18 protein-coding genes are annotated in these 22,612 nt (G+C 71.8%); 8 read left to right on the plus strand and 10 right to left on the minus strand.

Annotated features, from left to right (window positions below):
- Positions 1-8: 8 nt before the first annotated feature.
- The gene (gene murJ, locus IE98_RS0118125) at positions 9-2,327 is read right to left on the minus strand and encodes a murein biosynthesis integral membrane protein MurJ (RefSeq protein WP_030270139.1); all 2,319 of its coding nucleotides are present in this window, start codon (positions 2,325-2,327) and stop codon (positions 9-11) included.
- Between the two features lie 41 nt (positions 2,328-2,368).
- Complete coding sequence (locus IE98_RS0118130; protein WP_052390651.1) at positions 2,369-4,741, minus strand: DUF6049 family protein; 2,373 nt, start codon at positions 4,739-4,741, stop codon at positions 2,369-2,371.
- Positions 4,742-5,143: 402 nt separating this feature from the next.
- On the opposite strand from IE98_RS0118130, the gene IE98_RS0118135 reads away from it, so the two are divergent.
- Both IE98_RS0118135 and IE98_RS0118140 read left to right on the plus strand, forming a co-directional pair.
- The gene (locus tag IE98_RS0118135; RefSeq protein WP_030270143.1) at positions 5,144-6,574 is read left to right on the plus strand and encodes a CCA tRNA nucleotidyltransferase; all 1,431 of its coding nucleotides are present in this window, start codon (positions 5,144-5,146) and stop codon (positions 6,572-6,574) included.
- Between the two features lie 122 nt (positions 6,575-6,696).
- Positions 6,697-7,413: a hypothetical protein gene (locus IE98_RS0118140; protein ID WP_063748954.1), complete on the plus strand. Its 717-nt coding sequence runs from the start codon at positions 6,697-6,699 to the stop codon at positions 7,411-7,413.
- A 57-nt stretch (positions 7,414-7,470) separates the two neighbouring features.
- Here the strand turns inward: IE98_RS0118140 and IE98_RS44720 are convergent, their stop codons facing one another.
- The 4 genes from IE98_RS44720 to IE98_RS0118160 form a co-directional block, all read right to left on the minus strand.
- Positions 7,471-8,163, minus strand: coding sequence for an LppU/SCO3897 family protein (locus tag IE98_RS44720; protein ID WP_052390653.1), 693 nt, complete (start codon positions 8,161-8,163; stop codon positions 7,471-7,473).
- Positions 8,164-8,210: 47 nt separating this feature from the next.
- Positions 8,211-9,503, minus strand: a complete 1,293-nt coding sequence (locus IE98_RS0118150; RefSeq protein WP_030270149.1) for an MFS transporter — start codon at positions 9,501-9,503, stop codon at positions 8,211-8,213.
- A gap of 210 nt (positions 9,504-9,713) precedes the next feature.
- On the minus strand, positions 9,714-10,796 hold the full coding sequence (locus IE98_RS0118155; RefSeq protein ID WP_030270151.1) for an inositol-3-phosphate synthase: 1,083 nt from the start codon (positions 10,794-10,796) through the stop codon (positions 9,714-9,716).
- A 135-nt stretch (positions 10,797-10,931) separates the two neighbouring features.
- On the minus strand, positions 10,932-11,615 hold the full coding sequence (locus tag IE98_RS0118160) for a PadR family transcriptional regulator (protein ID WP_030270153.1): 684 nt from the start codon (positions 11,613-11,615) through the stop codon (positions 10,932-10,934).
- A 397-nt stretch (positions 11,616-12,012) separates the two neighbouring features.
- Between IE98_RS0118160 and IE98_RS0118165 the strand changes: the two genes are divergently transcribed.
- On the plus strand, positions 12,013-14,580 hold the full coding sequence (locus tag IE98_RS0118165) for a transglycosylase domain-containing protein (RefSeq protein WP_030270155.1): 2,568 nt from the start codon (positions 12,013-12,015) through the stop codon (positions 14,578-14,580).
- A gap of 102 nt (positions 14,581-14,682) precedes the next feature.
- On the plus strand, positions 14,683-16,254 hold the full coding sequence (locus IE98_RS0118170; protein WP_078661110.1) for a glycosyltransferase family 87 protein: 1,572 nt from the start codon (positions 14,683-14,685) through the stop codon (positions 16,252-16,254).
- Here the strand turns inward: IE98_RS0118170 and IE98_RS0118175 are convergent.
- The 3 genes from IE98_RS0118175 to IE98_RS0118185 all read right to left on the minus strand — a co-directional run bounded on the left by IE98_RS0118175 (position 16,251) and on the right by IE98_RS0118185 (position 18,934).
- Positions 16,251-17,297 (minus strand): alanine racemase, encoded by a 1,047-nt coding sequence (locus tag IE98_RS0118175; protein WP_030270159.1) that lies wholly within the window; start codon positions 17,295-17,297, stop codon positions 16,251-16,253. The genes IE98_RS0118170 and IE98_RS0118175 overlap by 4 nt on opposite strands.
- Before the next feature lie 31 nt (positions 17,298-17,328).
- The gene (locus tag IE98_RS0118180) at positions 17,329-18,447 is read right to left on the minus strand and encodes a lipid II:glycine glycyltransferase FemX (RefSeq protein WP_030270162.1); all 1,119 of its coding nucleotides are present in this window, start codon (positions 18,445-18,447) and stop codon (positions 17,329-17,331) included.
- Positions 18,448-18,625: 178 nt separating this feature from the next.
- Positions 18,626-18,934, minus strand: coding sequence for a hypothetical protein (locus tag IE98_RS0118185; RefSeq protein ID WP_030270164.1), 309 nt, complete (start codon positions 18,932-18,934; stop codon positions 18,626-18,628).
- 322 nt (positions 18,935-19,256) lie between these two features.
- Between IE98_RS0118185 and rpsF the strand changes: the two genes are divergently transcribed.
- From rpsF to rplI, 4 genes are all read left to right on the plus strand, one after another.
- Positions 19,257-19,547: a 30S ribosomal protein S6 gene (gene rpsF / locus IE98_RS0118190; RefSeq protein ID WP_030270167.1), complete on the plus strand. Its 291-nt coding sequence runs from the start codon at positions 19,257-19,259 to the stop codon at positions 19,545-19,547.
- 103 nt (positions 19,548-19,650) lie between these two features.
- Complete coding sequence (locus IE98_RS0118195; RefSeq protein ID WP_030270168.1) at positions 19,651-20,253, plus strand: single-stranded DNA-binding protein; 603 nt, start codon at positions 19,651-19,653, stop codon at positions 20,251-20,253.
- 109 nt (positions 20,254-20,362) lie between these two features.
- Complete coding sequence (gene rpsR / locus IE98_RS0118200; RefSeq protein WP_030270170.1) at positions 20,363-20,599, plus strand: 30S ribosomal protein S18; 237 nt, start codon at positions 20,363-20,365, stop codon at positions 20,597-20,599.
- A 17-nt stretch (positions 20,600-20,616) separates the two neighbouring features.
- Entirely contained in the window at positions 20,617-21,063 is a 447-nt protein-coding gene (gene rplI, locus IE98_RS0118205; protein WP_030270172.1) for a 50S ribosomal protein L9, read from the plus strand.
- 110 nt (positions 21,064-21,173) lie between these two features.
- Here rplI and IE98_RS0118210 read toward each other — a convergent pair whose 3' ends face one another.
- Positions 21,174-22,499, minus strand: coding sequence for an MATE family efflux transporter (locus IE98_RS0118210; RefSeq protein WP_030270174.1), 1,326 nt, complete (start codon positions 22,497-22,499; stop codon positions 21,174-21,176).
- Positions 22,500-22,612: the final 113 nt, after the last annotated feature.

Below are 22,612 nucleotides of genomic sequence, written 5' to 3' on the forward strand. Positions count from 1 at the left end.
TGTCATGCTCAGCGGCCGAGTCGACTGCGCACCATGCCGAGCAGCGCGTTCAGCTCCTCGATCCGCATCCGTCGGGCGACCAGCAGGAAGGTGCCGATCTGCACGGCCCCGGCGACCAGCAGGGTCAGCACCCCGGCCACCCAGCCGTCCAGCAGGTCCAGCATCACGAGCTCGACGGCGAGGCCGAAGGCGGCGGCCGGCAGCGAGGCGATCGCGAGGCGGACGTACGTCCGGCCGATCCGTCCGGTGTCCAGGCCGCCGACCCGGGCCTTCAGGCGGGGCACCGCGACGGCGACGCCGACCGCGTACGAGGCGCCGTAGCAGAGCGCCATGCCGGTGACCGCCCACTGGGCGGGGAGCACCAGCCAGCAGAGCACCGCGGTCGCCGCCTGGCAGGCGGCCACCCAGACGGTGTTGGAGAACGGGGTCCGGGTGTCCTCGTAGGCGTAGAAGCCGCGCAGCAGCACGTACTGCACGGAGTACGGGATCAGGCCGAGCGCGAACGCCGACAGCATGTAGCCGATCGACAGGGCGCCGTGCGCCGCCGAGCCCCCGTTGCCGAGGCCGTACACGGCGTAGCCGATCACCGGGCCGAGGGAGAGGAACAGGAAGGCCGCCGGGACGATCGCCACCGCGGAGGTGCGCAGCCCGTACGACAGGTCGTCGCGGACGGCGCCGGCGTCGTGGTCGGCGGCCGCCCGGGAGAGCCGGGGCAGCACCGCGCTCATCACCGAGACCGTCACCACCGCCATCGGCAGCTGCCAGATCAGCAGGGCGTTGGAGTACGCGGCGAGGCCGACGCCCAGGTGGCCGTCCTCCTCGGCCGCGGCGCCGGCGGCGGTGGCGAGCTGGGTGACGACCAGGAAGCCGGCCTGGTTGGCCAGGACGAACAGGAAGGTCCACTTGGCCAGCCGGGCGGCCTTGCCCAGGCCGTGTCCGCGCCAGTCGAAGCGCGGCCGGAAGGAGAACCCGGCGGCCCGCAGGTACGGGATCATCGACAGCGCCTGGACGGCCAGGCCCAGCAGGGTCCCGATGCCGAGCAGCCGGACGCCCTCGGGGGCGATCGTCTGCGGGGTCACCTGGCTGTGCTGGAAGGTGCCGTAGACCCAGATGTAGGCACCGAAGGTGAAGATCACCACCAGGTTGTTGAGCACCGGCGTCCACATCATCGCCCCGAACCGGCCCCGGGCGTTGAGGATCTGGCCCATCACCACGTGCACACCCATGAAGAACATGGTCGGCAGGCAGTACCTGGCCAGCGCGACCGTGGTCTCCGCACTGGCGGGGTCGCGCATCAGCGAGTGCGAGATCAGCTGGACGAGCAGCGGCGCGGCGACGACGGCCACCGCCGCCACGCCCGCCAGGCCGCAGACCACCAGGGTGAGCAGCCGGTTGGCGTACGCGGTGCCGCCGTCCTCGTCGTTCTTCATGCTGCGGACGAGCTGCGGCACGAAGACGGCGTTCAGCGCGCCGCCGCCGATCAGGATGTAGAGCAGCGTCGGCAGGGTGTTGGCGGCGTTGTACGAGTCGCCCATGGTGCCGACGCCGATCGCGGCGGCGATCACCATCGTCCGCAGGAAGCCGGTGCCGCGGGAGACGAGCGTGCCGGCGGCCATCACCGCACTGGAGTTGACCAGTCCGGCGACCCGGCCGGCGGCCTGACCGGCGGACGGTGCGGGGGGTGCCGCGGGCGGGGGAGCGGTCGGCGGGCCCGGGGCGCGCGGGGGGCCTGCGGCGGGCGGCGCCTGCGGGCCGGTGCCCTCGGCGAGCGCCTCGTGCAGGCTCGCCTCCTCCGCCGTGAGCGGCGGGTCGAACTCGATCGTCGGGACGAAGGGCTGCGGCTCCGGGGCACTGTGGTCGCCGCTCAGCAGCGCGTCGACGCCCAGGTAGTCGGCGGCCTCCGCCTCCGCCTCTGCTTCGGCCTTCGCCTCGGCTTCTGCATCGGTGTCGGCTTCCGCCTCGGCGTCCGTCCCGGCCCCGGAGGTCTCGGGTTCTCCGGCGGGCTCGTCCTCGCCGTGCGGGGCGGGGGGCTCCGCCGCGGTCAGCACCGGGGTGCCCGCCCAGTGCGGGACGGGGGCGCCGAGGACCGCCGGCTGCGTCTCCGGGGGCTGGGGGCCGGGCTGCGGCGGCAGGGCCGCGGCCTCGGCGGCGGCCAGCCCGTACGGATCGTGCTCCGCGGCGCTGCCGAAGGCGTCGCCCGTGTGCGGATCACGGGCGTAGGTGTCGTCCACGTACCAGTCGGTGGCAGGTTCGGCGGCTTTCGGTCCGCCCGTGCCGCCGGGGCTTCCCCGGCCCTGTGCTCGCTCCTCGCGCGGACCGCTGCTCATGCCACCTCTTCGCTGGTCGGTGGAGCCCGGACGGGGTTCCCTCAGTGACCAACCTTCTCATCACCGGTGGCCCGATCCCGGGCATCTGAGGCGCTCTCCGGCGTGGAGTCGGACGGCTCCGCGGAGCCCTTCCGGCCCGCCTCCGCGGGGCCCTCGCCGGCCGTGCCCCCGGCGGCCGCGCCGTCCTCCGCGTCCTCCGCGTCCTCCGCGGTCGCGGGCTCCTCGGGCTCCAGCAGCCGCTCCGGGTCGAGGTCGACCTCGCCGGCCGCGGAGCGCTTCTTGCGCTGCAGGTAGAACCGGACGCCGGCCAGTGCCATCAGCACCACGCCGCCGCCGATGACGTACATGACGCCGCTCGCCACCGAGGTGACCTCGACGGTGAAGGACACCGCCTTGCCGTACGGCTGCGCGTTCGGCCCGGTCGTCCAGAGCTGGGCGGTCATCTGCACCGGGCCGTTGACCTGCGCCTCGGCGGGGAACCGGAAGGTGCGGCTGGTGGTGCCGTCCAGCACCACGGTCGCCGGCTGGCCCACGTTGAGCCGGTTCACCTGCGAGGAGGTGACCCGCAGTTCGAGGTTGCCGACCGCCTGGTTGAGGTCGTTCTTGACGCTGATGAGCAGGATGGCGTTGTCGCCCGGCAGCGTGATCGCGCTCTTGGCGGGCACCTTCACCGCGGTGGTGAGGTTGGCCAGGTAGCTCTGCACGCCGTCCCGGTAGGCCGCGGACGTCTCGGCGTGGTCGCGCCACTGGGTGGACATCGAGCGGACCATGGCGGCGTTGAACGGGCCGCGCACCCGCTGCGGCTGGGTGAGGATCTGCAGCAGCAGGTCCAGCCCGGTCTGCACGCCCATCACCGAGTTCAGCGCGGCGGAGGAGAGCTCCGAGCCGCGCAGCTCGCCCGGGTAGTCGCCCGGCACGGAACCGTTGGCGTCCGGGTCGGCCGGGGCCGTGGACACCGCGTCGAGGCGGGCGGGCGCCACCCAGCCGTTCGGCTGCGCGGCCGCGTGCAGGGCGTCGGCCAGGGCCTGCGCGGTGCCCACCGTCAGCGTCCGGGACGGCATCACCAGCAGGTTGCGCTGGTCGTCCGGCCGCTGCTGGGTGATCGTCATCGTCTCGGCCAGGAAGCGCTGCTCGGCGAGGCTCTGCGCCTGGTCGGAGTCGAGGTCGCCGGAGAACAGCGAGGAGAGCACCGGGTCGGCGACCACGCCGGTCTGCCCGTTGCCGATCGGCCGCGCCGCGTTCGGCGTGTAGGAGAGCGAGCGGGACTCCGGCATGCCCGCCCCGTTCACCAGCACAAGGTCGGCACCGGTGGTGCGGGCCACCGCGGCGGTCGGCTGGTCGAGACGGCCCTGGTACGGCCAGGCGACGCCGCCGGTCACGTCCACCGACAGCCGGCCCTCGGCGGTCACCTTGCCCGCGGTGGCGGCCTTGCGCAGCGCGGTGTCCATGCCTGGCAGCCCGTTGCCGTTGTGCGCGATCGAGGCCAGGTCCGGGTCGGCGTACGGCAGCGCCACGACCTGCGAGCCGTTGGCGGCCACCGCGGTGCGCAGCTGGGCCAGCCAGGCGGTGGCGACGTTCTGGCCGGCGCCGGCGACGGTGTTGTCGTCCTTGGCGGACTCACCCCCCGTGCCGGGCTTCTGCACCCGGTACGGCTTGGTCATCGCGTAGACGGTGTCCAGCAGGTCCGGGTCGATCACCCAGGTCAGGTTGGGCAGCGTCTGCCCGATGGTCACCAGCTTGCCGAGCCGGCCGTTCGGCGCGAGCTCGGTCGTCAGGCTGTCGTCCCGCAGCACCGGCATCTGGTCGTTGTCCGGCATGGTCTGGGCGACCAGCTCGGGGGCGTGGGTGAGGGGCCACAGCGTGGCGATCCGGGTCTGCTTGCCGTTCGGCGACGCGTTGTACGGCAGGAAGCTGCGCGCGACGCCCAGCGGGCGGTCCTCGTCGGCGTCGCGGACGTCCACCGCCAGCTCGTACACGCCGGCCGTCTTCAGCCCGAGGTCCGCGGTCGACACCTGCAGGGTGTACGGGCGGGACTGGCCGGGGGCGAGGTCGCCGAGGTCCGCCTTGTGGCCCGGCAGCACCGCCCCGTCCTTGCTGCTCGGACCGGTGCGCCCGGCGACCAGGTTGATCGCGCTGCGGGTGTCCAGCTCCTCCTTCGGGGAGCGCAGCACCACGTGCGCCGCCTTCACCGTGGAGGAGCCCGCGTTGGTGACCCGGCCGGTGACGGTCACCGTGGCGTTCTCGCCGGCCACCGGGGCGGAGACCGAGTCGATCTGCACGGTCGCCGGGTAGTCCGGGGAGGCGGCCGGGAAGCCCGTGCGTGCGGGGGCCGCGGCGGTGGCGTACGGCGCCGCGGACAGCAGGACGGTGCCGCCGGCCAGCACCGCCGCCAGGCGGCGGGCCGCCCGTCCCACACGTCCGTACGCTGTCAGGCCGTGCCGCGCCTCGCCCACGTGCTGTGCCCTCGCCGTTTCTCGATCGAATGAGTGGATGACCATGACCACCGCGGACCCGGCCGGAGGCCCCGTCCGGCGCCGGGCAGCCCCGACCGACCGGAGCACCCGCGGGCGCCGCCCGTACCGGGCTCTCCCGGCATGGTAACGACGTGTCCGAGCCACCGGTGGTGCGGGCCGCCGGCTGCCCGGCGGGGGCACCCGGCGCACCCCGGCGACGAGCGCCGCACACGGGGGAGGACGAGCGCCGCACGCGGGGGAAACGGACAGGCGGCGGGGCCTGCCGGGCACGTACCCTAGGGAGCCGTGTCCACTGCCAATGACTCCAGCGTCCATCATTCCAGTTCCACCGAGCCGGGCGTCCTGCCCGGGCTGAGCGAGGCGCAGACCCTCGGTCTGCAGGAACTGCTCCGGGTCTCGCCGGTCGCCGACGAGATCGCCCGCCGCTTCCAGGCGGCCGGCTTCCGGTTGGCGCTGGTCGGCGGATCCGTCCGGGACGCGCTGCTCGGCCGGCTGGGCAACGACCTGGACTTCACCACCGACGCCCGCCCGCACCAGGTGCTCAAGCTGGTCAAGGGCTGGGCCGACGCGGTCTGGGACGTCGGCATCGCCTTCGGCACGGTGGGCGCCCGCAAGGACACCGCCGACGGCTCCTTCCTGATCGAGATCACCACCTACCGCTCCGAGGCGTACGACCGCACCTCGCGCAAGCCCGAGGTCACCTACGGCGACACCATCGAGCAGGACCTCGTCCGCCGGGACTTCACCGTCAACGCGATGGCCGTCGACCTGCCCGGCCGGGGCTTCGTCGACCCGCACCGCGGCCTGGAGGACCTGGAGGCCCGGGTGCTGCGCACCCCGGCGACCCCGGAGGAGTCCTTCTCCGACGACCCGCTGCGGATGATGCGCGCGGCCCGGTTCGCCGCCCAGCTGGACTTCGCGCCCGCGCCCGAGGTCGTGGCGGCGATGACCGCGATGGCCGAGCGGATCACCATCGTCTCCGCCGAGCGCGTCCAGGCCGAACTCAACAAGCTGCTGCTCGCCGCCCACCCGGTCAAGGGCCTGCGGCTGCTGGTCGACACCGGCCTCGCCGAGCACGTGCTGCCGGAGCTGCCCGCGCTGCGGCTGGAGAGCGACGAGCACCACCGCCACAAGGACGTCTACGAGCACTCGCTCACCGTCCTGGAGCAGGCGATCGCGCTGGAGCAGGACGGTCCGGACCTCACCCTGCGGCTGGCCGCGCTGCTGCACGACATCGGCAAGCCGCGCACCCGCCGCTTCGAGTCGGACGGCCGGGTCTCCTTCCACCACCACGAGGTGGTCGGCGCGAAGATGACCCGCAAGCGGATGCGCGCCCTCAAGTACTCCAACGAGCTGGTGGACGAGGTCTCCCGGCTGGTCGAGCTGCACCTGCGCTTCCACGGCTACGGCGGCGGCGAGTGGACGGACTCGGCGGTGCGCCGCTACGTCACCGACGCCGGCCCGCTGCTGGAACGCCTGCACAAGCTCACCCGCTCCGACTGCACCACCCGCAACCGCAAGAAGGCCACCGCCCTCGCCCGCACCTACGACTCGCTGGAGGAGCGGATCACCCAGCTCAAGGAGCAGGAGGAGCTCGACGCGATCCGGCCGGCGCTGGACGGCAACCAGATCATGGAGCTGCTCGGCCTCAGGCCCGGCCCGGAGGTCGGCAAGGCCTACAAGTTCCTGATGGAACTCCGTCTGGAGCACGGCCCGATGGAGCACGAGGACGCCGTCGCCGCGCTGCGGGAGTGGTGGGCCGGCCAGCAGTGAGCACCCCGGCCGCGGCCGGGGATCCCGCATTCGAGCATCGCCGAGCGTAACCATCCCTTCGGCGAAGCGTTGCTCCGTCCGAGGGAGGGGAACCGCCCCTCCCCGGACGGAAGGACACGGCCATGGCTGTGGATGCAGTCCTCCTGGAGTCGCCGACCATGCGGGCGACCGTCGCGGGCCGGGTCGAGGCGCTCGACCGGGTGCGGGCGCTGGAACTGCTGCCGGACGGCGTGCACGTCACCACCGAGGGAGTGGCGGCGTACTTCGGGGTGGGGCTCAAGGCGATCTACTCCCTGGTGACCGACCACCGGTCCGAACTCGCCTCCAACGGGTACGTCGTGGTGGCCGGTGCGCGACTGACCTCCTTCAAGGAGGTCTGTGGAATTCAGTCACGAGCCCGCTCCCTCGCCCTGTTCACCAGGCGCGCCGTCCTCAACGTCGCCATGCTGCTGCGGGACAGCGAGACCGCCCGGCAGGTGCGCTGCCACCTGCTGGACGCCGAGCGGGCGGCACGGACCTCGGCCGTGGAGAGCACCGAACCGCCTGTGGACAACGCTCCGCGGTGGCCGGAGGGCTCACTGCAGGCGGCGGTCGCGGGCGTGGCCGAGCAGGTGGTCCGGGAGGTCGTCGGGACGGCGGTGGTGCCGCTGCTCAACGCACTGGCGGTCGAGGTCGGCCGGAACAGCAGCAAGATCGACGCGATGGCCGACCGGGTCGACCGGCTGGAGCGGGTCGTCCTCGACGACGGCGAGCGGGCGGTCGCCCGGCGCCGGCGCGTGCTGCTGCAGGCGGTCGAGGAGGGTGCGGAGGGTGACGAACTGGCCGCCCTGCTGAGCTGACGGCGCAGGGCCCGGGAGCGGGGACGTCCGCCGCCGGGCCCTGCGGTGCGCCGGGACTCAGAACTTCTTCGGCGAGGCGGTCGAGCCCGGGGTCTTCACCGAGCCGGAGGTCAGCGGGCCCAGGCAGAGCACGTAGTGCTTCTTCCGCCAGCGGCGGCCGGTGCTGCCGCTGAAGGTGGCCGTCGTCCCGGGGGTGCCGTCGCAGGCGGCCGCGCTGCCGCCGCTGATGTTGTTCAGCACCTTGTAGGTGGCCTTCGGGTCGGTGCACGCCACCTTGGAGACGCTCTTGTAGCCGGTCTTCTCCACGCAGTCGCCCGCCTTGGCGGCCGAGGGCGAGGAGTCGGCGACGAAGAAGCCGATGACGATCACGACCAGGCCGGCCGCGGCCACGGCGCCCCGCAGCCAGAACTTCAGCGGGCGCTTCGGCTTCGGCGGAGCGGGCACGGCCGCGGGGCCGGGCGGCGGCGGGTACGCGGGAGCCTGGTGGCCGGGGCCCGCGCCGTACGGGGGCTGCGGGCCGCCCGGCGGTGCGGGCGGCGGCTGCCCGGGGCCGGGGTAGCCGTACGCCGGCGGCTGCTGCCCGTACGCGGGAGGCGCACCGTAGGCGGGCGGTTGGCCGTAGGCCGGCGGCTGCCCGTACGCCGGTTGCTGGCCGTACGGCGGAGGCGGCGGCGGTGCGCCGTAGGGCGGCTGACTCTGGTGCGGTGCGCCGTACTGCGGCTGGCCGTACGGATTCTGCGGTGTGCTCATCGATCCCCCCGTGGGCTGCTGAGGCTGCGCCGGTACGCGGACGTACCTTAGCGACTCCCGGCGGGCCGACGGGACGTCAGTCCTCGGCGGCGGCGGTCGGAACGGGCCGCCCTGGCGTAGTACAGCGCGCCCAGCGCGTAGGTCAGGGAGACCCCGACGACGACCGCGACGGACCGTCCGTCGAGCGGCAGCACGACCGCGGTGACACCGGCCGCGGCGACGAAGGAGACGTTGAAGAGGACGTCGTAGACGGCGAACACGCGGCCCCGGTAGTCGTCCTCGACGGACTCCTGGACGAGCGTGTCGGCGCAGATCTTGGTGCCCTGGGTGACGACGCCGAGCAGCAGGGCGGCGATCAGGCTCGGCCACTCGCGGAATGACAGGCCGAGCGCGGGGACGAAGACCGCCGCGGCGGCGAGGCAGGTCACCATCCATCCGGTGAGGCCGAGCCGGCGGGTGCACCACGGGCTGATCAGCGCCGCCAGGAAGAAGCCGACCGCGGAGAAGCCGACCGCCCGGCCCAGGCTGGTCAGGCCGCCGGCGGCGTTGTCAGGGGAGTTGAAGGTGTAGCGGGAGAGCATGAGCACCACGACGATCAGCACGCCGTAGCAGAACCGGGCCAGGGTGACCGCGGCCAGCGCGTGGGTGGCCGGACGGCAGTCGTGGACCAGGTGCCGCAGCGCGCTGCCGAGGTCGCGGGCGGCGGTGGTGAGCGCCCGGCTCAGCGGGGGCCGGCCGGGGTGGTGCTCCGGGCCGAGCAGGTCGCGGTCGATCCGCAGCGCGGCGAGGGCGGCGGCGAGGTAGAGCAGGGCGGCGACGCCCACCAGGGTCGCGTCGGCCCGCGGGCTGGGCGGCAGCACCTGGTGGACGAGGAAGCCGAGCCCGCCGCCGAGGGTGGCGGCCACCGTGCCCAGGGTGGGGGAGACGGCGTTCGCGGTGACCAGCTGCCCTGGCCCGACCACCCGGGGCAGCGCGGCGGACAGGCCCGCCAGGATGAACCGGTTGAGCGCGGTGACCAGCAGCGCGGAGGCGAAGAACATCCACTCCGGGGCACGGCCGAGCAGCAGGCCCGCGGTGACCAGGCCCAGCCCGAACCGGGCGAGGTTGCCGTGGTGGAGGACCTGCCGGCGGCGCCAGCGGTCGAGCAGCACGCCGGCGAACGGCCCGACCACCGAGAACGGCAGCAGCATGACGGCCAGCACCGCGGCGATGTCGGCGGGGGAGGACTGCCGCTCGGGGGAGAAGATCACGTACGCGGCGAGCGCGACCTGGAAGGTGCCGTCGGAGAGCTGGCTGAGCATCCGGACCACGAGCAGCCGGCGGAAGTCGCGCCCGCGCATCAGCCCGCGGAGGGTGGCGCGGTGGGGTGCCTGCCGGTCGTCGTTCTGGATGATCGCCACTCCGACAGGTTGCCATGCCGGGCGGCGGGGTTTCACGTGAAACATCCCTCGGACCCGGGAACGGCCGAGGGGCCCCGGTCGTCGACCGGGGCCCCTCGGGGAGGCGTGCTCAGCGGATCTGCGCCCGTCGCCGGGTGCGGCGCCGCTGGTTCAGCGCTCGACCTCGCCACGGATGAACTTCTCGACGTTCTCCTTGGCCTCGTCGTCGAAGTACTGCACCGGCGGCGACTTCATGAAGTAGGAGGACGCGGAGAGGATCGGGCCGCCGATGCCGCGGTCCTTGGCGATCTTCGCGGCGCGCACGGCGTCGATGATGACACCGGCCGAGTTCGGGGAGTCCCAGACCTCGAGCTTGTACTCCAGGTTCAGCGGGACGTCGCCGAACGCGCGGCCCTCGAGGCGGACGTACGCCCACTTGCGGTCGTCGAGCCACGCGACGTAGTCGGACGGGCCGATGTGGACGTTCTTCGAGCCCAGCTCGCGGTCGCGGATCTGCGAGGTGACGGCCTGGGTCTTGGAGATCTTCTTGGACTCCAGGCGCTCGCGCTCGAGCATGTTCTTGAAGTCCATGTTGCCGCCGACGTTGAGCTGCATGGTGCGCTCGAGGATGACACCGCGGTCCTCGAAGAGCTTCGCCATCACGCGGTGCGTGATGGTGGCGCCGACCTGGGACTTGATGTCGTCACCGACGATCGGCACGCCGGCCTCGGTGAACTTGTCCGCCCACTCCTTGGTGCCGGCGATGAACACCGGGAGGGCGTTCACGAAGGCGACCTTGGCGTCGATGGCGCACTGGGCGTAGAACTTGGCGGCCGCCTCGGAACCGACGGGCAGGTAGCAGACCAGGACGTCGACCTGCTTGTCCTTGAGGATCTGGACGACGTCGACCGGGGTCTCGTCCGACTCCTCGATGGTCTCGCGGTAGTACTTGCCCAGGCCGTCCAGGGTGTGGCCGCGCTGCACGGTGACGCCGGACGGCGGCACGTCGCAGATCTTGATGGTGTTGTTCTCGCTGTTGCCGATGGCGTCGGCCAGGTCGAAGCCGACCTTCTTGGCGTCGACGTCGAACGCGGCGACGAACTCCACGTCACGGACGTGGTAGTCGCCGAACTGCACGTGCATCAGCCCGGGGACCTTGCCGGCCGGGTCGGCGTCCTTGTAGTACTCGACACCCTGCACCAGCGACGCGGCGCAGTTGCCCACGCCCACGATGGCTACGCGAACCGAACCCATTCCGGTTGCTCCCTGTGTTCTCATGAGGCCCGCCGGGAAGGCGGTTCTCGTCCCTACTGGTATGACTGTCTGACGGGCGCGCGGCGCCCACTCCTCCCGTGGATCCGGTGCCGCGAAGGCACCGGGCCGCGGGTCTCAGCGCTCCTGTGCGGAGCGCCCCGGGCGGTCGTGCGGTGGCCCCGGCGGGTCCGAGGACCCGGCCTCCTGGCCACGGCCGTCCGAAGTCTGTGATGCACCGGTCGACGCGCCGTTGCGCCCGGTGCGGTTGGCCCGCTCGGTCTCGATGAGCTCGTTGAGCCAGCGGACCTCGCGCTCCACCGATTCGAGTCCGTGCCGCTGGAGTTCGAGCGTGTAGTCGTCGAACCGCTCGCGGGTGCGGGCGATCGAGGTGCGCATCCGCTCCAGCCGCTCCTCCAGCCGGCTGCGGCGGCCCTCCAGGACGCGCATCCGCACGGCCTTGTCGGTCCGGGCGAAGAACGCGAAGTGGACGCCGAAGTGCTCGTCCTCCCAGGCGTCCGGGCCGGAGTCGGCGAGCAGCTCCTCGAAGCGCTGCTTGCCCTCGGCCGAGAGCCGGTAGACGATCTTCGACCGCTTGCCGTTGAGCGCCGTGGCGGGAACGTACTCGACGTCCGGGTTGTCCTCGACCAGGAAGCCCTGGGCGACCAGGTTCTTCAGGCAGGGGTACAGCGTGCCGTACGAGAACGCGCGGAACGAGCCGAGCAGGACGTTGAGGCGCTTGCGCAGCTCGTAGCCGTGCATCGGGGCGTCGTGCAGCAGGCCGAGAACGGCGAACTCCAGCACTCCGGAACGCCTGCTCATCCCCTGCCGCCTCCTCTCCCCGTGGCCGTCCGGTCCGGTGCATGGCGCGGCTATGCCGCTCCGATGTATCGGCTCGATATATCGAGAACAGTAAACCGGGGTCACGATGCGAGCAAGGGGGGCACGCGTGAACGTGATCACAAGGCGGCCGCGGGGTGTGCCGCGGGGGTGCGGACGGCTCCGCGTCAAGCCCGACGCGGTCTGCTAGGCAACGGCACTGTAATGATCTGCCGAAGATATGCGGCTTTTGTCCTTCGATGTCCGAATGTTGACGTTTGAAGGATGCGTACGCTGTCGCGTGTGCACGAGGACCACCTCCGGGGATCAGGCGGTTGCGGGCATCGGATGTGAACCCTGCCTTCGGGCCCGGACAGCCCGACCGAGGAGCTGCTGAGAGATGAGCGAACACCGGCGAAGGTCGCCCAACGGAGGAGGCCAGCCCCCGGGCGGCCACGGCGACGGTCGTCGCCCGTACCCGCCGGGCAACCCCCCGCAGGGTGCGCCCTCCCGCGGCCGGCCCGGGCAGGACGAGCTCCGCGCCGACGGGATCCGCCGTTCCCGTGCGACCGCTCGCGAGACCGCCCAGCAACCGCGGCTCACCCGTGCCGAGATGCGCCGCCAGGCCCAGAAGGGCGGCGGCGGCGGAGGAGCGGGCGGCCGTCGCGGCGGCCCGCCGGTCGGCGGGCCGGGCAAGAAGCGCTTCGTCGACTACCCGCGCTGGGGCAAGAGCGGCTTCCGCCGCTGGATCCCCTCGTGGAAGCAGGTCCTCACGCTCTTCCTGGTCTTCTTCGGCGGCACCGTCGCGGCCGTCGGCGTGGCCTTCGCGCTGACCCCCGTCCCGGACGCGAACAAGCAGTTCGACGAGCAGAACAACATCTACTTCTGGGCCGACGGCAGTGAGATGACCCGCAAGGGCACCACCAACCGCCAGGTCGTCCCGCTGTCCGACATCAGCCGGGCGGCACAGGACACCACGATCGCGGCCGAGAACGAGACCTTCCGCACCGACAAGGGCATCGACCCCAAGGGCATCGCCCGCGCCGTCTACAAGATGGCCACCGGCGGCGAGACCCAGGGCGGTTCGACGATCACCCAGCAGTACGTCAAGAACTACTACCTGAGCAAGGACCAGACCGTGACCCGCAAGGTCAAGGAGCTGTTCATCACGCTCAAGATCGCCGACCAGAAGGACGAGGTCCTCAAGGGGTACCTCAACACCAGCTGGTACGGCCGCAACTCCATCGGGGTCCAGGCCGCGGCCCAGGCCTACTACGGCAAGGACGCCTCGCAGATCGACATCTGCCAGGGCGCCATGCTGGCTGGCCTGCTCAAGGGCGCCGGCCTCTACGACCCGTCGCTGACCCCCGAGAACCACAAGCGCATGCAGGAGCGCTGGGAGTACGTCCTCAACCGCATGGTCGTCGCCAACCTGGCCTCCCAGGCGGACGTCGACAAGTGCGGGAAGGCCTTCCCGGAGCCGATCAAGCCCAAGGCCCAGTCGAACATGACGGGTGAGATCAGCTACCTGGTGGAGACGGCCAACAAGTACCTGATGGCCAAGGACCCGACCATCAGCGACAACGACCTCCAGCGCGGCGGCTACAAGATCTACACCACCTTCGAGAAGACCAAGGTGGACGCGCTGAAGAACGCCGTGGACGGCTTCCAGAAGGACAACCTCCACCCGGACAAGCGCGACAAGGACAAGTTCGTGCAGATGGGTGCGGCCTCGGTGGTGCCCAACGACGGCGCCATCGTCGCCATCTACGGCGGCGAGGGCATCGAGAACGGCCACTACACCAACAACGCCGACGCCCCGGGCATCCCGGTCGGCTCGACCTTCAAGCCCTTCGTCCTGGCCACCGCCATGCAGACCGGCGTGCTGACCAAGATGGACGACGACGGCAAGCCGACCAGGATCAGCACCGACAGCCGGTACATGGCCAACAACCTGACCGAGATCTTCAAGCCGGACGGCAGCCCCGCCATCGGCGACAACGGCCAGCCCTACCGCCAGCGCAACGACAGCACCTCCGCCCCGGGGTACGTGACGCTGAAGGAGGCCATGAAGAACTCCTACAACGTGCCCTTCGTGCAGCTCAACCAGGACGTCGGCGGCAAGAACGTCGAGGCCATGGTGCTGCGGATGGGCCTGCGCCCGACCAGCCTGGCGCCGTCCAGCACCATCACCTTCCCGCTGGGCACCTCGACCCCGAGCGCGATCCGGATGGCCTCGGCCTACTCGGTGTTCGCGGCCCACGGCCAGCAGACCGACCCGTACTCGGTGAAGCGGGTGACCAAGGACGGCGTCGAGCAGCCGCTGTTCACCAAGCCGACCGCGAAGAAGGTGCTCGACCCGGCCGTCGCCGACAACATCACCGACGTGCTGGAGAACGTGGCCAAGAACGGCACCGGCAAGAAGACCAACGAGCTGGGCTTCCCGGTGGCGGGCAAGACCGGTACCACCGACGCCGGCACCTCGGCCTGGTGGGTCGGCTACACCAACAGCCTGGTGACCTCGGTCGGCATGTGGCGCGAGGAGCCGGGCAAGCCCGGTCTGCTCTCGCTCGACGGCACCGCCGGCAAGACCGAGATCCACGGTGGTGACTTCCCGACCGACGTCTTCACCCGCTACATGAAGGTCATCGGCCCGGGCAACCCGCGCAACTTCCCGGACCCGGAGGACGCCGGTGTGAAGGTGGACGCCTCGGGCGCCCCGTCCACCGCGTCGCCCTCGGCCTCCGCCTCGGCCTCGACCAGCGCCTCGCCGACCGAGAGCCCGTCGACCACGCCGAGCCCGACCAGCGGCCCGACCGGCAGCCCGTCGCCGTCCGCCTCGGCGAGCTGCTTCCTCCTCTGCCCGACCCGGACGCCCCCGACCAGGCCCGGCAAGCCGTCGCCGACCGCGACCGACACCTCCACCCAGGGCGGCGGCCCCGGCGGCGGAGGACTGCCAGGACAGTGACCGAGCACCGGCGCCGGTCCACCCCCGAGGGGGCGGACCGGCGCCGGTGTCTTTGCCGGGGTCTCCTCGTCGTGCGGGCAGTGGTGCGGCAGTATGTCCGCCATGACGTCCAGCACCCACGAGACCGCCGGGCCCGGGCCCGCCCCGGCGGCCGGTCCGCTGCCCAACACCGTCGTCGTGCCGGCCGACGAGGACCCGGTCGCGGCGGCCGGCAGCGAGGTGTTCGGCGGCCCGCCCGGACGTCGCGCGCTGCTCGGCGTCTCCTGGTGGACCCCGGCCCGCTTCCTCGCCCTGGTCGTCATCGTCACCTACGTGCTCGGCCTGGTGCAGAAGATCCCGTGCTACGACGGCGGCTGGTTCCAGGGCGCGACCACCCAGTACACGCACGCCTGTTACAGCGACATCCCGCACCTGTTCTCCGGCCGCGGCTTCGACACCGGGCGCCACCCGTACCTGGACCCGCTGCCCTTCCCCACCCAGGACATGCAGTACCTGGAGTACCCCGTCCTGACCGGTCTGTTCATGCAGGTCGCGGCCTGGCTGACGCCCACCGGCGGCGAGCTGCAGGGGCGCGAGCAGTGGTTCTGGATGGTCAACGCGGGCATGCTGATGGTCTGCGCGGTGGTGGTCGTGGTGGCGCTCACCCGCACCCACCGGCGTCGCCCCTGGGACGCGCTGCTGTTCGCCGCGGCCCCCTGCCTGGCCCTGGACTCCACCATCAACTGGGACATGCTCGCGGTGGCGCTGGCCGCCGTGGCGATGGCGTACTGGGCGGGCTCCCGGCCGGTCGCGGCGGGCGTGTTCATCGGCCTGGCCACCGCGGCCAAGCTGTACCCCGTGCTGCTGCTCGGGCCGCTGCTGGTGCTGTGCTGGCGGGCCGGGAAGTGGCGCGACTTCGGCCGGGCACTCGCCGGCGCGGTGGTGGCCTGGCTGGTCGTCAACCTGCCCGTCATGATCGCCAACTTCAAGGGCTGGGCGACCTTCTACACCTTCAGCCAGGTCCGCAAGGAGGACTTCGGCTCCTTCTGGCTGATCCTCATGCAGGACCGCAACGAGCAGCTCCCCACCCTCAACACCTGGATCTCGGGTCTGCTGGTGCTGTGCTGCCTGGCGATCGGCTGGCTCGCGCTCTCCGCCCCGCGACGCCCCCGCTTCGCCCAGCTCGCCCTGCTGGTGGTCGCCGCCTTCGTGCTCACCAACAAGGTCTACTCGCCGCAGTACGTGCTGTGGCTGATCCCGCTCGCCGCCCTCGCCCGGCCGCGCTGGCGGGACTTCCTGATCTGGCAGACCTGTGAGGTGCTGTACTTCCTCGGCGTCTGGTCGTACCTCGCCTACACCGGCGACTCCAAGCAGCACGGCATCGGCCAGGACTGGTACCACCTGGCGATCGCCCTGCACCTGCTCGGCACGCTCTACCTGTGCGTGATGGTCGTCCGGGACATGCTGCACCCCGAGCACGACCCCGTCCGCTGGGACGGCAGTGACGACCCGTCCGGCGGTGTGCTGGACGGCGCCCCGGACGTCTTCGTGCTCGGCAGCGCCCGCCGGCTGCGCGAGGAGGCGACCTACGCCGAATACGCGCCGCAGCAGGACTGGGCCTGGAACGCTCCCGACGAGGGCGTCCCGGTGCCCGCGGACGGCACCGCCCCCGACCGGGACGCGCCCGGGGCCTAGGCGGCGCCGAGCAGGGTCTCCCGGTGGTCGACCACCCGGTCGAAGTGGGTGGTGGTGTGGCGGACGGTGAGGGGGAGTTCGTCGCCGATCGCCGGGGGTTTGGTGGTGCCGGGCAGGAAGAGGATGGAGACCTGCATGTGCGGGGGTTCGGCGAACCAGAGTTGGCGGCCGGCCCAGGCGTAGGGGGAGAGGGTGCGGTTGACGGCGGCGAGGCCGGCGCGGGCGAGGCCCTTGGCGCGGGGCAGCATGCCGTGCAGGTGTTTGGGGGCTTCCATGCCGATGCCGTGGGCGGTGCCGCCGGTGACGACCAGGAGGTGGCCGTCGGAGGGTGCCTTGTGCTGGCGGTAGCCGTAGCGGTCGCCCCTGGTGACGGGGGTGACGTCGAGGACGGTGGCGGCGGCGTGCAGGGCGGTGACGTCGCCGAGCCACAGCCGGGTGCCGATCCGGGACCGGAAGGCGGTGTCCGGGAAGTGTTCGGACAGCCTTGCGATGTCCCCGGCCGCCAGGTGGCTCAGGTACACGGTGGAGGTCGGCAGTCCGGCTGCCGAGATCGCCTCCATCCAGTCGGCGACCTCGTCGACGGGGTCGGAGCCGTCGGGGCGGTCCAGCGGCAGGTGCAGGGCGAAGCCTTCCACGGTCGGGCCGCCGGCGGGCAGTTTCGGCAGGTCGGTGCGGGCGATGCCGTGGCGTCTCATGCTGGTCATGCACTCCACCACGACCCGGGTGCCGGCGGGCAGGGCCCGCAGTGCGTCGAGGTGGGCGACGGTGCGGATCGTCGCGGGCGGCACCGCGGGGGTGTCCTCGCCGGGCCGGTAGGGGGTGAGGACCAGCAGGTCGCCGGGGAAGGACACGTCGGCGGCCTCCTGGGCGGTGCCGACCGCCAGGACGCCGGTGCCCAGCAGCGCGGCCTCCTCGGCGAGCCGGGCGTTGCCCAGTCCGTAGCCGTTGCCCTTGGCCACCGGCACCAGACCGGGGAACTGCGCCAGCACCGCCTGCTGGTGCGCCCGCCAGCGGGTGGTGTCCACGTACAGCGACAGGGTCATCGTCACTCCCCGGGGGTGTGGTGAGGGCGTCTCAGCGGCGGGACATGTAGAGGTCGAGGGCCTTGTGGAGGAGTTTGTTGAGGGGGAAGTCCCATTCGCCGAGGTATTCGGCGGCCTGGCCGCCGGTGCCGAGCTTGAACTGGATCAGGCCGAAGAGGTGGTCGTCCTCCTGCAGGGTGTCGCTGATCCCGCGCAGGTCGTAGAGGGTGGCGCCGAGCGCGTAGGCGTCGCGCATCATCCGCCACTGGATCGCGTTGGAGGGTTTGACCTCGCGCTTGTGGTCGGCGGAGGCGCCGTAGGAGTACCAGACGTGCTCGCCGACGGTGAGCATGGTGGTCGCGGCGAGCGGTTCGCCCTCGTGGTGGGCGATGTAGAGCCGCATCCGGTTGGGGTCCTCGGCGTTCAGGGCCTTCCACATCCGCTGGAAGTAGCCGAGCGGGCGGGGGGTGAAGCGGTCCCGTTCGGCGGTGGTCACGTAGAGGCGGTGGAAGACCTCCAGGTCCTCGAAGCCGCCCTGGACGACCTCGACGCCGCTCTTCTCGGCCTTCTTGATGTTGCGTCGCCACAGCTGGTTGAAGCCGCGCTGGACGTCGTCGAGGGAGCGGTCGGCCAGCGGAACCTGGAAGACGTAGCGGGGCTGGACGTCGCCGAAGCCGGCGCCGCCGTCCTCGCCCTGCAGCCAGCCGGCGCGTCGCAGCCGGTCGGCGACCTCGAAGGCGCGCGGCTCGTACCAGTCCGGTTCGACGTCGCGCAGCCGCTTGGCCTGCCCGCTCGCGACGGCGGCCTTGAGGGTGGCGGCGTCCCAGCGGCGGACGACGACCGGCGGGCCCATCTTCACCGAGAACGCGCCGCGGTCCTTGAGGTGGGCCAGCATCGGCTGCAGCCAGCCGTCGAGGTCCGTGGCGAACCAGTCGATCACCGGGCCCTCGGGCAGGTAGGCCAGGTAGCGCTTGACCTTCGGCAGCTGCCGGTACAGCACCAGGCCCGCACCGACGACCGCCCCCGAGCTGTCGAACCAGCCCAGGCTCTCCGAACGCCACTCCGCCTTCACGTCCGCCCACGCGGGCACCTGCATGTGACTGGCGGAGGGACGGGACTGGATGAAGGCGAGGTGCTCCTCGCGACTGATCGTCCTCAGGCGCAGGCTCATGCTGGGGTGCTCCTCCTCGGTCGGGCCGTCCAGGGTGAGGTCACGGCGACCCTATCGCCCGAATGGTCCGTTTCCGCTGGGACTGGCCGGACGTGCCGGTGCCCTCTCCGCATACCCGAGTACTAACGGGTACGCGGGGAGGGCACCGGAGGTCACGCGGCGCCGGGGCGCGCGGGTGTCACCACAAGCCCCCGAAGAAGCCGCCGTGCGCGAGACCGAGGTAGAGGCCCACTCCGGCCAGGCCGGTGGAGATCACCAGGGCGAAGCGCTCGGCCGTGGTGACCGAGATGAACTGGCCCCACATGCCGGCCACGATGCCGACCAGGCCGGTCCAGGAGCTCATGATGTGCAGGTTGTGGAAGAACGCGCTGACGAAGGCCAACAGGCCGAAGACGGCGGCCACCGCGACGAACGCGTTCTCGCGCGGGTGCGTGTGGCCGTCTGTGTTGAGGGTGAGGGCCGGAAACCGGCGGACGGTCTGAGCCATGGGACCCACCTCCCGGGTGGACTACGGGCGGGACGGGCGGGCGCCCGTCGGCGGCACGGACCGGACAGCGTGCCGTTCCGTCCAGATTGCGGCCGCTATGCCCAGGATCACAACCCCTATGCGTTTTGGGTCGGACCCTCCGGCCCGGTAGGCTGTGCGGTCTGCACTGGTGTAGGTGTGCCCCCGTGTGCCCTTCGCCGGGCCCGGTTGTCAGACCCCGCCACTACGGTGGCCGGAGTCGACACCACATCGGTGCGACGCTGCACAACCCTCCTGCCACGGAGAGACCGTGGCCGTTGAGTCCAAAGGAGGTGGGTTACCCATGCGTCACTACGAGGTGATGGTGATCCTCGACCCGTCGGTCGAGGAGCGCGCTGTCTCCCCCCTGATCGAGAACTTCCTCAACGTTGTCCGCACCGGTGGCGGCAAGGTCGAGAAGATCGACACCTGGGGCCGTCGTCGTCTGGCCTACGAGATCAACAAGCAGTCCGAGGGCATCTACTCGGTCATCGACCTGAAGGCCACGCCTGAGGTCGTCAAGGAGCTCGACCGCCAGCTCAGCCTGAGCGAGTCGGTTCTGCGGACCAAGGTCCTGCGCCCGGACACCCACTGAGCCACTTCTGACGCCTCCGGCGTCAGGTGACTCACGCCCGGTGTTTCACGTGAAACACCGAGCGAGCACCGCAGAACTCCTTTTCCGAGAGGTCATCACCACCATGGCAGGCGAGACCGTCATCACCCTCGTCGGCAATCTCGTCGACGACCCCGAGCTGCGCTTCACCCCGTCGGGTGCGGCGGTCGCGAAGTTCCGTATCGCGTCCACCCCGCGCACCTTCGACCGCCAGACCAACGAGTGGAAGGACGGCGAGAGCCTCTTCCTCACGTGCAACGTCTGGCGGCAGCCGGCGGAGAACGTCGCCGAGTCGCTGCAGAAGGGCATGCGCGTCATCGTGCAGGGCCGACTGCGCCAGCGGTCTTACGACACCAAGGAAGGCGAGAAGCGGACGGTCTTCGAGGTGGAGGTCGACGAGGTCGGCCCGAGCCTCCGGTCGGCTACCGCCAAGGTCACCCGGGCCAACCGGTCCGGCGGCCCGGGCGGTGGAGGCGGCTTCGGCGGCCAGCAGGGCGGGGCTCCGTCCGGCGGCGGCTGGGGCGGCCAGCAGGGCGGTGGCGGCGGCGGCTGGGGTGGAAACTCCGGCGGTCAGTCCGGCCCGTCCGACGACCCGTGGGCGTCCTCCGCTCCCTCCGGTGGTAACCAGGGCGGCGGCGGCTGGGGTGGAAACTCCGGCGGCGGCTACTCGGAAGAGCCCCCGTTCTAACGGTGCACGCCGGGCACGGCCCCTGGGCCGGGCCCCGGCATGCTGAGAGATTTCGTGCGGTTCGCGTCGCCCCGTGCGTCCGGACCGTCCATTCCCAATGGAGCACATGATGGCGAAGCCGCCTGCTCGCAAGCCGAAGAAGAAGGTTTGCGTCTTCTGCAAGGACAAGGTCAACTACGTTGACTACAAGGACACGAACCTGCTGCGGAAGTTCATTTCCGACCGCGGCAAGATCCGTGCCCGCCGGGTCACCGGCAACTGCACCCAGCACCAGCGTGACGTCGCCACGGCCGTGAAGAACAGCCGTGAGATGGCGCTGCTGCCCTACACCTCCACCACGCGCTAAGAGAGGGTGACCGAAGAATGAAGATCATCCTCACTCACGAGGTCCCCGGCCTCGGCAGCGCCGGCGAGGTCGTCGAGGTCAAGGACGGCTACGCCCGCAACTTCCTGGTCCCGCGCGGCTTCGCCATCCGCTGGACCAAGGGCGGCCAGAAGGACGTCGACGCGATCCGTCGCGCTCGCAAGATCCACGAGATCCAGACCCTCGAGGCGGCCAACGAGGTCAAGGCCAAGCTCGAGGGCCTGCAGGTCAAGCTCGCCGTCCGCTCGGGCGACGCCGGCCGTCTGTTCGGCTCGGTGACCCAGGCCGACGTCGTCGACGCCATCAAGGCTGCCGACGGTCCGTCGGTGGACAAGCGCGCCGTCGCGATCGCCTCCCCGATCAAGACCCTTGGCACCCACAAGGTCTCGGTCAAGCTGCACTCGGACGTGCAGGCCAACCTCGACGTCTCCGTCGTGTCTGCCTGAACGCTCCCGTAGCGGCCCGAGGGCCGGTCTCCCCGCAGGGGGAGGCCGGCCCTCGGGCGTTCCCGGCCCCGCCGCACCCGGACGGGTCCGGGCAGGGCCCGGGGCGGGGCTCAGGCGCGGACCGCTCCGGTCACCAGCCAGCGCCCGGTCCGCACCCGGAGCACCAGGAAGGCGGCGCGGGTCAGCATGAAGAGGTTCATCGCCCACCAGAGCGCGGTCAGTCCGCCGCCGAGGCCGGGCACCGCGAGCGCGGCCGGGGCGAAGACCACCAGGGTGGCGAGCATCGCCGCGGCCAGGTAGCCGCCGTCGCCCGCGCCCATCAGCACCCCGTCCAGGACGAACACCACCCCGCCCACCGGCTGGGTCAGCGCGGCCAGCAGCAGCACCGTGCCGAGCCGGGCCTGCACCGTCGGGTCGGCGGTGAAGAGCGGGACGTACAGCGGCCGGGCCAGCACGATCAGCAGGCCGAGCAGCAGGCCCGCCCTGATGCCCCACTCGACCATCCGGCGGGTGGCCGCGCGGGTGCCCGCCACGTCGCCGGCGCCCAGGTGGCGGCCGATGATCGCCTGACCGGCGATCGCCACGGCGTCCAGGGCGAACGCCACGAAGGACCAGATGGCCATGGTGATCTGGTGGGCGGCGATCTCGGCGTCGCCCAGGGTGGCGGCCACCGCGGTGGCGATCAGCAGCACTGCGCGCAGGCTGAGGGTGCGGACCAGCAGCGGGCCGCCGGCCCGCGCGCAGGCCCGGATCCCGGCGGCGTCCGGGCGCAGGCCCGCGCCCTCCCGCCGGGCGCCGCGGACCACCACGACCAGGTAGGCGGCGGCCATCGCGTTCTGGGCCAGCACGGTGCCCCAGGCGGAGCCGGCGACGCCCAGGCCGGCCCCGTACACCAGGCCGAGGTTGAGCGCGGTGTTCGCCGCGAAGCCGGCCACCGCGACCAGCAGCGGGGTGCGGGTGTCCTGCAGGCCGCGCAGCACGCCGGTGGCCGCGAGCACGACCAGCATCGCCGGGATGCCGAGGGCGCTGATCCGCAGGTAGGTGACGGCGTACGGGGCGGCGGTGGGGGAGGCGCCCAGCAGGTCGGCCGCCTGCGGGGCCAGCGCCGCGGTGAGCAGGACCAGCCCGGCCGACAGCAGCAGGGCCAGCCAGATGCCGTCCACGCCCTGCTGGACGGCGGCCCGCCGGTCGCCTGCGCCGATCCTGCGGGCGACCGCGGCGGTGGTGGCGTAGGCGAGGAAGACGAAGACGCCGATGACGGTGGTGAGCACGGCGGAGGCGATGCCGAGCCCGGCCAGCTGGGCGGTTCCCAGGTGGCCGACGATCGCCGAGTCGGCCATCAGGAAGAGCGGCTCGGCGACCAGGGCGCCGAAGGCCGGCACGGCGAGCGCGAGGATCTCGCGGTCGTGGCTGCGGCGGGCGGTCGGGGAGGTCATGTGAGCCAGACTACTCATCCACAGGTAAGTGGTGCATAGGATCTGCATCACTTACTCGAAATCTTGATCGAGGAGTGCCGGGACGGGATGTCCACGGCCTGTCGGGTGAACGG

Origin of the sequence: Streptomyces sp. NRRL B-24484, assembly GCF_000717715.1 — a bacterium.
Lineage (GTDB): Bacteria > Actinomycetota > Actinomycetes > Streptomycetales > Streptomycetaceae > Kitasatospora.

Bases quoted from the DNA above. Each gene is read 5' to 3' on its own strand.
- murJ (WP_030270139.1), bottom strand. From the start codon at position 2,327: ATGAGCAGCGGTCCGCGCGAGGAGCGAGCACAGGGCCGGGGAAGCCCC.
- rpsF (WP_030270167.1), top strand. From the start codon at position 19,257: ATGCGTCACTACGAGGTGATGGTGATCCTCGACCCGTCGGTCGAGGAG.
- rpsR (WP_030270170.1), top strand. From the start codon at position 20,363: ATGGCGAAGCCGCCTGCTCGCAAGCCGAAGAAGAAGGTTTGCGTCTTC.
- IE98_RS0118210 (WP_030270174.1), bottom strand. From the start codon at position 22,499: ATGACCTCCCCGACCGCCCGCCGCAGCCACGACCGCGAGATCCTCGCG.
- IE98_RS0118155 (WP_030270151.1), bottom strand. From the start codon at position 10,796: ATGGGTTCGGTTCGCGTAGCCATCGTGGGCGTGGGCAACTGCGCCGCG.
- IE98_RS0118180 (WP_030270162.1), bottom strand. From the start codon at position 18,447: ATGAGCCTGCGCCTGAGGACGATCAGTCGCGAGGAGCACCTCGCCTTC.
- IE98_RS0118150 (WP_030270149.1), bottom strand. From the start codon at position 9,503: ATGCGCGGGCGCGACTTCCGCCGGCTGCTCGTGGTCCGGATGCTCAGC.
- IE98_RS0118160 (WP_030270153.1), bottom strand. From the start codon at position 11,615: ATGAGCAGGCGTTCCGGAGTGCTGGAGTTCGCCGTTCTCGGCCTGCTG.
- IE98_RS44720 (WP_052390653.1), bottom strand. From the start codon at position 8,163: ATGAGCACACCGCAGAATCCGTACGGCCAGCCGCAGTACGGCGCACCG.
- IE98_RS0118165 (WP_030270155.1), top strand. From the start codon at position 12,013: ATGAGCGAACACCGGCGAAGGTCGCCCAACGGAGGAGGCCAGCCCCCG.
- IE98_RS0118170 (WP_078661110.1), top strand. From the start codon at position 14,683: ATGACGTCCAGCACCCACGAGACCGCCGGGCCCGGGCCCGCCCCGGCG.
- IE98_RS0118195 (WP_030270168.1), top strand. From the start codon at position 19,651: ATGGCAGGCGAGACCGTCATCACCCTCGTCGGCAATCTCGTCGACGAC.
- IE98_RS0118140 (WP_063748954.1), top strand. From the start codon at position 6,697: ATGGCTGTGGATGCAGTCCTCCTGGAGTCGCCGACCATGCGGGCGACC.
- IE98_RS0118175 (WP_030270159.1), bottom strand. From the start codon at position 17,297: ATGACCCTGTCGCTGTACGTGGACACCACCCGCTGGCGGGCGCACCAG.
- rplI (WP_030270172.1), top strand. From the start codon at position 20,617: ATGAAGATCATCCTCACTCACGAGGTCCCCGGCCTCGGCAGCGCCGGC.
- IE98_RS0118185 (WP_030270164.1), bottom strand. From the start codon at position 18,934: ATGGCTCAGACCGTCCGCCGGTTTCCGGCCCTCACCCTCAACACAGAC.